Origin of the sequence: Mycobacterium sp. (assembly GCF_049683355.1) — a bacterium.
Classification (GTDB): Bacteria; Actinomycetota; Actinomycetes; order Mycobacteriales; family Mycobacteriaceae; genus Mycobacterium.
Genome location: NZ_JBAUJB010000439.1, coordinates 1 through 9123 on the forward strand (window position 1 = coordinate 1; position 9123 = coordinate 9123).

The 9123-nt window shown below is 68.3% G+C and carries 8 protein-coding genes and 2 pseudogenes; 2 read left to right on the forward strand and 8 right to left on the reverse strand.

Annotated features, from left to right (window positions below; all coding sequences use genetic code 11):
- Positions 1–146 precede the first annotated feature (146 nt).
- Both WA944_RS25140 and WA944_RS25145 read right to left on the reverse strand, forming a co-directional pair.
- Positions 147–1346: an MFS transporter gene (locus WA944_RS25140; RefSeq protein ID WP_526647451.1), complete on the reverse strand. Its 1200-nt coding sequence runs from the start codon at positions 1344–1346 to the stop codon at positions 147–149.
- Between the two features lie 56 nt (positions 1347–1402).
- Positions 1403–1888, reverse strand: a complete 486-nt coding sequence (locus WA944_RS25145) for a MarR family winged helix-turn-helix transcriptional regulator (RefSeq protein WP_526369851.1) — start codon at positions 1886–1888, stop codon at positions 1403–1405.
- A gap of 121 nt (positions 1889–2009) precedes the next feature.
- Between WA944_RS25145 and WA944_RS25150 the strand changes: the two genes are divergently transcribed.
- Positions 2010–3500, forward strand: a complete 1491-nt coding sequence (locus WA944_RS25150; RefSeq protein ID WP_526369853.1) for a phospholipase D-like domain-containing protein — start codon at positions 2010–2012, stop codon at positions 3498–3500.
- A gap of 23 nt (positions 3501–3523) precedes the next feature.
- Here the strand turns inward: WA944_RS25150 and WA944_RS25155 are convergent, their stop codons facing one another.
- The 5 genes and pseudogenes from WA944_RS25155 to WA944_RS25175 form a co-directional block, all read right to left on the reverse strand.
- Positions 3524–3808 carry a hypothetical protein gene (locus WA944_RS25155; RefSeq protein WP_526369861.1) on the reverse strand — a complete coding sequence of 95 codons (285 nt, stop codon included), beginning with the start codon at positions 3806–3808 and terminating at the stop codon, positions 3524–3526.
- Positions 3809–3883: 75 nt separating this feature from the next.
- Positions 3884–4108 (reverse strand): annotated as a pseudogene (locus tag WA944_RS25160) (hypothetical protein); the annotation flags it as partial.
- Positions 4003–4506, reverse strand: a complete 504-nt coding sequence (locus WA944_RS25165) for a GAF domain-containing protein (protein WP_526369855.1) — start codon at positions 4504–4506, stop codon at positions 4003–4005. The pseudogene WA944_RS25160 and the gene WA944_RS25165, both read right to left, overlap by 106 nt.
- Positions 4507–4632: 126 nt before the next feature.
- Positions 4633–5082 carry a DUF1330 domain-containing protein gene (locus WA944_RS25170; protein WP_526611572.1) on the reverse strand — a complete coding sequence of 150 codons (450 nt, stop codon included), beginning with the start codon at positions 5080–5082 and terminating at the stop codon, positions 4633–4635.
- Between the two features lie 212 nt (positions 5083–5294).
- Positions 5295–5567 (reverse strand): hypothetical protein, encoded by a 273-nt coding sequence (locus tag WA944_RS25175; RefSeq protein WP_526369859.1) that lies wholly within the window; start codon positions 5565–5567, stop codon positions 5295–5297.
- Between the two features lie 141 nt (positions 5568–5708).
- Here WA944_RS25175 and WA944_RS25180 point away from each other — a divergent pair, with 141 nt between their 5' ends.
- Complete coding sequence (locus tag WA944_RS25180) at positions 5709–5756, forward strand: hypothetical protein (protein ID WP_526369863.1); 48 nt, start codon at positions 5709–5711, stop codon at positions 5754–5756.
- Between the two features lie 83 nt (positions 5757–5839).
- On the opposite strand, the pseudogene WA944_RS25185 reads toward WA944_RS25180, so the two are convergent.
- Positions 5840–8647 (reverse strand): annotated as a pseudogene (locus tag WA944_RS25185) (HAD-IC family P-type ATPase); the annotation flags it as partial.
- Positions 8648–9123 lie beyond the last annotated feature (476 nt).

Here is a 9123-nt window from a genome sequence, read left to right on the forward strand (position 1 = left end):
CATGAACATCGTCCAGCTGCCCGGCATGGGCGGGATCTTCCGCATCGCGCCGCCGCTGACCGTCACCGACACCGAACTCGACGAAGGTCTGGGCATTCTCGACGACGCTCTCGCAGCGGTCCTGCGGCGATGGAACCGAACTGCGACTACAGCTGGGCGGGTAGCGGGCCGGTGAGATTAGACGGTCGGCACCACAGGGTCACCGCGAGGGTGAGCGCGGCCGCCACCGCGAACGCCGCCTGAACGCTGACCACGTCGGCCGTTCCGCCGAGCAGCGCCGCCGCGATCGGCCGGGAGCCGAGGAAGCCGACCAGCCACAGCGCCATGATGCGGCCCCGCAACTCCTCCGGCGCGCGCTCCTGCACCACGGTGCTCAGTCCGGTCATGGCCCAGCCGAAACCCAGCCCCGCCAACGCGAACCCGGCCATTGCGACAGCCGGTCCCGCCGCGATGGCCAGCACCGCACCACCGGCGGCCAGCCCCGCCAATCCGATGCTCGACACGCGCGCCGAGGCCATCCGCCCCCGCATGAGGGCCAGCGCCACCATCCCGACCGCCGCGCCGATGCCGAACACTGCGGACAACGTCCCCACCAGGCGGGCGCCGCCGCCGAGCTCATCGGCCATCGAAGGCGTCAGCGTGATCGACGGGTCGGAGGCGAAACCGACCGTGGTCACCGCGATCAGTGCCAGCAACAGCGGGCGGTCAGCCCAGACGTACTTGAGTGCGGCGCGCACCCGGTAGTCCGCCCCGGAACGCCGTACCGGGGGTGCCGGAAACCGCACGGCGACCAGGAAGACGGCGAAAATCAGGTGCAGGCCGGCGCTGACGGCGAAGCCGGTGGCCGAGCCGAAGTGCGCGGCCAAGTAGGCACCGGTGGCGGGACCGGCGATGCGGCCGATGGTCATCGGGATGCTGTTGAGCGCCATGGCCGTGGAGAGCTCACCGGGACGGATCAGGTTGGGCACGATCGACTGCATCGCCGGCCCGCCCACGACGAAGCCGAACCCGACCAGCCCGGTTCCCAGGAGTATCGGAATCGCGGTGGCGGTGCCTTGCAGCCCGGGTTCGAGGAACAGCCACATCGCCACGGACCCGGACCCGGCGATGCACAACACCCGGCCCAGCAGAATCTGACGTACCGGGTTTCCGGTGTCGGCCCACTTGCCGCTGGTGGGGCTCAGGATCAGCTGCGGTGCGAACTGTACGACCCCGACCAGGCCGACCATGAGCGCCGAGCGCGTCGCGTCGTACATCACGATCGCCGCGACGATGCCGTGGGTCCACACCGCGACGACCGAGAACATCTTTCCCCAGAACAGCGCACCGAAGACCGGATCGAACATCAACCCGAGCGCACTCCGCGATTGCGGCGGGGCCGTGGTTTCCGTGGTTTCTGCGGTCACTCGGTCCCCGCGCCTTCGAAGCGTTCGGTCAACCGGTCCAGCAGGCCGACCAGCGTGTCGACATCGGTGTCCGGCCAGTCGGCGATCGTCTCGGCGACCAGATCCCGGCGGCGATCCGTCACGGTCGCCAGCGCCTTGCGGCCGACGTCGGTCAGCATCAGCGCACACCGCCGCTGATCGTCGGGGGCCGAGGTCTTGGTGAGCAGGCCGGCCGCGACGACGGCAGCCACGGTGCGGCTGGCGGTGGACTGCTCGACCGCCATGAACTCGGCGACGTCGCGGATCGAGGCGCCGGCCTCGGTGCGTTCGCATTCCTCCACGGCGCGCAGCACTCGCAACATCGACACGTTCGTCACCGACTCCGCTCCGTCGAGGAGCCGCCGCCGCCGCCAGGCCCGGCGCTGCCGCGCGAGGTGAATGCGCGTGAGCAGGTCGTCGAGTCGGTCGTAGCGGGCTTGCGTCACTATATATGCATAGCACATGCATATATCCGCGGCCGCGGCTGGGTGCAGTCAGATTTCTGTCACCGGTCGGTGCGGGCCGGATGTGATAGACACTGCGCTATGTCCGCCGTGAGCAGCGAAGTCTCGTCGACGGCCTGCCATGAGTAGCGACCGCCTGCTGACCCCGGGCGAGACGTGCTGGCGCGTGGAACGTGCCGATCAGCTGGCATGCATCATCGACGGCGCCGACTACTTCTATCAGTGCAAGGCCGCGCTGCTGCAGGCCCAGCGCCGGGTCCTGCTCATCGGGTGGGACTTCGACACCCGGATGACGTTCGAGCGCGGCGGCAAAACACTTCCCGGGCCGAACCAGCTGGGCACGTTCCTGCGTTGGCTGGTGCGGGTGCGGCCCAACCTCGACATCTACCTGCTGAGATCGAATCTGCGGCTGCTCCCGGCATTCGAAGGGATGTGGGGTGACTTCACGCCCGTGGCGTTGTTGAACTGGCTCACCCGCGACCGGCTGCAGTTCGCCATCGACGGTGCGCATCCGACCGGTGCGGTCCATCACCAGAAAATCGTGGTGATCGACGACGTGATGGCGTTCTGCGGCGGCATCGATCTCACCCACGGCCGCTGGGACACGCGCGAGCACCTGCAGAATAACGAGTTTCGCGTCGAGAGCGGAAGTACATACGGCCCCAGGCACGAAGCCGCCTTCGCGGTCAGCGGCCCGGCCGCGCGCGCTCTCGGCGACCAGGCGCGGGAACGATGGCGGACGGCGACGGGCGAGTACGTGGCTCAGGTGGTCGTCGACCACCGGTTCTGGCCGGACGGACTCGAGCCACTCATGCGCAACGTCGATGTCGGGATCATGCGCACCATGCCGGAGATGGACAACCACAGCGAAGTCCGCGAGGTGGAGGCCCTGAACCTCGCGGCGATAGCGGCGGCGCGTCACACGATCTACCTCGAGAACCAGTACCTGGCCTCCCGCACGCTCGCCTTCGCGCTGGCCCGCCGGCTGCGCGAACCCGACGGCCCGGAAATCGTCATCGTCATCCCTCGTAGCTCGGAGAGCCGTCTTGAAGAACAGGCGATGGACAGCGCGAGATACCGCCTCCTGCATGAACTTTGGCAGGCAGATCAGCATCAGCGACTGGCTGTGTACTGGCCGGTGACCGACGAAGACATGCCGATCTACGTGCATTCCAAGATCATGGTGATCGATGACCGGCTGTTGCGTATCGGTTCCTCGAACCTGAACAACCGGTCGATGGGATTCGACAGCGAGTGCGACGTGGCCGTGGAGGCAGACCCCGCCGCCGCGAAGCACGACGAGCTCCGCCAGACGATCACATCGGTGCGTAACCACTTGGTGTGCGAGCACCTCGGTGTGTCCGCCGACGAGTTCGGGGACGCCCTGCAGCGCCGGGATTCGTTCCTTCAGGCGGTGGAAACGCTACGCGGAGAAGGCCGGACGTTGCGGCGGTTCACCGAGGAAACCATCGCCGGTGAGGCCAGCATGCTTGCCGAGAACGATCTGATGGATCCCGACCATGTGCCCAAGTCCGTCGGCCGCAGCGTGCAGCGCTGGATCGAGCGGCTGAGCGATTTCGCGCCGAAAACCCGCCCGCCCAAGGGCGGCTAGGCCTACCGGATCGAGCACCTCACTCAGTCGTCCTCGAACCACCGCTCGGATCGGCGTTCTTCGGTGGCGACGTACTCTTCGCTGTACGGTGCCCGCGGTGGTGTGAGTTCATCGAGTCGCTCGTTGATGGCGTGGGCAAGCATGTCGTGCTGAATTCCGGGCGGCGCCATGGCTCCGTTGAGATAAGCGTCGACTTCGATCTCGCCTGCATCGCCGCCCAGCGCGAAGTACCGCACCCAGAGTTGTCCGACGGTGAGCTCCGAGGCGTCGAGGGCCTCGTGGAACCGTTGACTGAGGCGAGTGGTCATCGGTCTGAGTCGGCTACGGGTCGAGTGGCGCGATTGTTGCGCCAAGTGCATCAGATGTCTGTGTGCGCTCTGTCTGTCCAGGCTTCTCCGCGACATCACGATACCGGTTGCGGTGGCGATGTTGTCGCGACTGCGCAGTGTTTCTCTGGTGTCCGCGCTGAGTTGCTCGACCGACTGTGCGGTGTGCACGTTGCTCACGAAGATCGCAGCCTGAGCCGCGAACCGTCGCAAAACATCTTCCGCCGCCTCGTCGTAGCTGTGTGGCCGCTCTGATCTGAGTACACCTTGATGGCGCCCCATGTCTTCCCGCCGGCTTCCAGGCTGGAGCTCAGGACAGATCGCATTCCCAACCGGGCCGCTTGCGGCGACCAGATCGGCCAGCGTTCCTCGGTTGTCAGGTCGTCGCAGCGGACCACAGACGAGGTTGCCCATGCGGTCAGGCAAGGCCCCTCGTCCAACCCGTACTGAAGCCGGTCCATCGTGTCGACGACGGGGTCGGTGCTCGAGGACGTCGTCGGCTTGCCGCCACGCGTCAGCAACGTGACCCCTGATCCCACGCTGCCGGCCAAGGTGTCGCGTGCCAGCGAGGTGATCAGCGGCAATGCGGTCTCCATGGTCTGCTCGGTCAGCAGTATCCCCGACAATCGTGCATGCACGGCGGTGAGCCCATCACCGAAGTCCAGCGTGGGTCGTTCCATGGTCACTGCACCTCCACGCGGTGGAATTTCGCGGCTGTCGCTGCCCCACCTGGGGCATAGCGGTTGACTACCCGGTGCGTCCGGCATGAACCGTGCTCGCTCAGATGTGTTCGAAAACGAGAGGTGTCAGTGGACGCGCAGGATCGTGGTCGCCGACCGACGGACGGCAGCGGTCCTGAGCTCGGCGACAGATGAGTAGTCGGCGTCGTTCACCAGCTCGAACACCGCTTCCGTGGAGGGGTAGTTGCCGAGGAAGATCAGATCGGGCACGACGTCGTCGTCATAGGCCGATTCGGGGACGAAACGGGGGACGACGTAGCGACCACCGACCTTTTCGACCAGCGGCTGCGCAGCGCTCAGATACTCGTCGTAGCGTTCGCGGCCACCGTTGTTGAACCACAGCATGTTCAGCACGGCGACGCCGGGGCTCAGCACGGCCGGTGTGGCGTCGGGTGGATCGATCGTGCAGCGGGTGAGCACCGCCCGCTCGACGGCGTCGGTGCGGAGGTGGGCGACCTCCTGGTAGCGCTCGCTGCTCCACATCTGATCGAAGGCCTGTGCCGACGGGTAACGCACGAAGCCGACGAGAAACGGGTCGAAACCGCCCTCGAGGGCATCCTCGGCGACGAGGAAGGGGGTACGAGCTCGGCATCCACCTCGCGAGGATCGGCATGACGCCGGCCGCGTACTTCGCGTACAGATCGAAGCCGTCCGGTTTGAACCACAGCGCGTTGAACATGGCGATCGGCGCCGTTGATGACTGCTCCAAGGGGCGACCTCGCTGCAGCCTATGCCTCTGCGAGCGCCTCGCCGATCTCCTGGGTGACCCGGTTGTGCTCGTCCTGGATCAGTAGGTGCCCGGTGGCCAACACCAGTGCGACGGGCCACTCGATGATCTCGACGGCGGCGAGCACGCCGAGCGCCCCGTAGAAGGCCAGCTGCTCGGGCCTGGGCAGACGGACCCGCCCGAGCACCGGCAGATCCACCGCGAACGACTGGGCTTCGCGGACCGCCTGCACGGCTTCTCGTTGAGGCGTTGTCCGCCGCGAGGATTCGGCCATTTGTCGCCTTTCGGTCATGGCGTGTTTGCTTTCTGGACGCCGGTCGTCTGGACCGTGGGAGACGTGTCCAACACTGGTACCGGTGCCTCCTCGGACCCGATCTCTGTGGTGTCCCATTTCATCGCGATGCCGCTTCGTGAAATGTACGCCGTGTTGTGGCGGCTGGGGGTGCTCGAGATCGAGGACTGAACGCGGCTCAGCACCCGCGGGGCGATTGCGGCCGCCGCGGTGGCCACCCCTGCTGTTCCGAGTGCCTGTGTCCAGCCGATGGGTCCCAGCGGCGTACACCCCAGCAGTTGGCTGACTCCAGGGGTGCTGATGAGCGCGCCGAGCGCGACCAGCGAACCGGCGGCCGTGGTGACCACCAGTGGGCTGTGCGAATCGATGAGCGTCTGACCCAACTGGGTGGAGACGAGCGCGACCAGCGCCACCGTCGACGCCCGTCGCGGCTGCAAGGTGAAACCGGCCATCAACCACGCCGTCGTCGCGGCGGCCGCGGTGGTGGTGCCGCGGATCGCGACAGTCCGCCACAACGCTGCCTGGTCCGGTCCACGGCCAGCGCCGTCATCGGTGCCCACTGCGGGACTGACGGCCAGTGCCGCCGCCGGCAGGGCGTCGGTCATCATGTTGACGAGCAACAACTGACGGGTGTTCAGCGGCGACCGACCTGTCAGAGCGGACCCGACGATGGCGAACGCGACCTCACCGGCATTGCCGCCGAGCAGCACCGCCACCGCGGCCTGGACCCGACGCCACAACTGACGGCCTTCGTCGATGGCGTCCAGCAGGGAGCCGATGCGACCGTCGAGCAGCATCACGTCGGCGGCCGTGCGCGCCGGGTCGGTGCCGTGGCCAGCCACCCCGATGCCCACCGTGGCCGAGCGGATCGCCGCTGCGTCGTTGGCGCCGTCACCGACCATCGCGCAGACCAGGCCGCTGCGTTCCAGTGTCTGCACCACCTGGACTTTGTGTTCCGGTGTCATCCGGGCGAACACCACTTTGTCGCGCACCGCGGCTTCCTGGCCCCGACGCGACAAGGCCTCCCATTCGGAGCCGCTGATCACCTGATCGAGCGTCACCGGCAGCCCCAGCTCGGCGGCGATCGCTGCCGCGGTGACCGGGTGGTCCCCGGTGGCCAGCCGAACGGCGATGTCCTGATCCTGGAGCGCCCTGAGTAGCCCGGCCGCCTCCTCGCGCGGGGTATCCGAGATACCCAGCAGCCCGGCCACCTGCAGGTCGCTGCCACACAGTTCTGCGAAGGCCTCGTCGCTTTCGCGCGCGGCTTCGACCTGCGCGGCCGTCACCGTCCGGCGCGCCACCGCGATGACGCGCAACCCGGACTCCGCCATCTCGTGTATCGCCTCGGCGAGCGAACCGTTGGTGCCCAGGCTGGCCGAGAGCACCACTTCCGGCGCGCCCTTGAGGACGAGCTCAGTCCCGATGAGCGAGGCCGAGAACGGTCTGCCGGACCTGAACGCCAGGTGCACCGCGTCGCCGTTGTGCTCCGGTTGCCCGGTGGGCGCAGCGGCGATCACCGCGGCATCGGTGGCGTGCTCGTGCCGGGCGCCGTTCTTGGGGGCGGTCGCCGCCGCGGCGAACGTCAGCACCTGTTCGTCGGTGAAATCCGCTGTGCTGTGCACACGGGACACCCGCAGCCGGTTCTCGCTGAGGGTGCCGGTCTTGTCGAAGCACACCACGTCGATGCGGCCGAGCGCCTCCACGGACTTCGGGCTGCGAACCAAGACGCCCGCCCGGGTGAGCCGGCGCGCCGAGGCCTGCTGCGCGAGGGTGGCGACCAGCGGCAGGCCTTCGGGCACGGCAGCGACGGCGACGGCCACGCCACTGGACACCGCCTGACGCAGCGGCGCCAGGCGCAGCAGACCGAGACCGCTGACGAGCGCACCGCCGGCCAGGCTGAACGGCAACGCCCGATTGGTCAAATCCCTTAGCTGAGACTGCAACCCGACCGCAGAACCCTGCGCCGGAGCCACCTCGGCCGCCCGTCGCACCTGCGTCTGCGCCCCGACAGTCGTCACCACCGCCACGGCACTACCGGCGACCACGGTTGTCGTCGCGAAAAGCATGCAGCTACGTTCGGCGACCGCGGCGCCCGGCGTGGACTCGGGTTGCTTCGGCACCGGCAGAGACTCACCCGTGAGCGAGGCCTCGTCCACCTCGAGGTCGGTGGCCTCGACGATCCGGCAGTCGGCCGGAATCACTTCACCGGAACGCACCTCGATGAGTTGGCCGGGAAGCAACCCTGCTGCGCTGACGCTCTCGTAGCAGTCCTCGAGGCCGTCCTCGAGCAGCAACCGGGCCGGCGGGTCCTGCACCGCCAGCAGGCGACGCAACAGCCGCTCAGCGCGTACCTGCTGGGACGCGGCCAGCACTGCGTTGCCGGTGAGGACCGACCCGACCAGGATGGCGTCGACCGGTGACCCCAGAAGGGCACTGGCCGCCGAGCCGACGGCCAACACCGGCGTCAACGGATCGGACAGTTCCTGGCGAACAGCCGAGCCCAACTCTGCCACCAGCCGAAGCGCCGGCCCCGTCACGTTGCCAACCAGCGCCGAGGAGGTGCTGGCCGACGCGGCCAGCCGCGATCGCGGTGGACTCGCCTGAATCGTCGGCTGCGGCAGCGCCTCTCGAACCTGGTCCACCGACATCGCGTGCCATTCGTCCATCGGAGCCGGTGTCGGCACCGGGGCGGCGAACACTCCCCGAGCCAGCCATAAGCCGGTGGCCAGGCCGGCGGCGGCGCCGGCGGTCACAGGCCCGGGGCCGCGACCGCGAACCCCGGGGATCATCAGAATGGAACCCAGAAGCGTTGCACTGGTGGCGAGTTCGACACCACGGCGGCTGGCGCGCCGCGCCGCAGGGATGGCGTGCATGATCCGCCATGCCGAGCTGAGCTCGGAGATCAGCACGTCGGCCTGCCACGGTGGCTGCCGCCCCGGGCAAGCAAGGCCGATCGCCACGTCGGCAGCGGTCAGTGCCCGCCCGGCGTCGCCGGAAAGCACGGCCACGGTGCGCCCGTCGGCCTGCAGAGCCTGCACGGTGGCCAACAGTGCGGAATCCATGGATCCCGCCACCGGCCGCAACTCGTCGAAAGACGAACGCAGCTCGCCGAGTTCCTCGCACGTCACCGACACCGCCTCGATGTCGGCACGCCGGATCGCCGCGACCACGTTCGCCGCCAAGGGGTGCGGGGTACGGCCGACAAAAACCTGCGGGACAACCTGCGAGGCCTTTTCGGCTTTTCCGTTACGCGCCACGCGGTCGCGCCGCGGGACGTCGTGCCACCCGGCACCCAGCGCGCCGTTGTGGACCTGTTCCTGCGCCCACTGCCAGATCGCGGCGCGGTCGTGCTCGGCAACTGCGCGCAGCCCGCCGACCCGTAACCGGTCGGTGAGCAGGACGCGGGGATCGACCACCACGGCGTCGGCGCGGTCGAGGCGGCGCAGCGCATCCGGACGCAGCGTGAGCACGTCGTGATGCTCGGCCAGCCCGCGCCCCAACGTCGCCGCGAACGCCTCACGCGCGTGCCGGGCGGCTT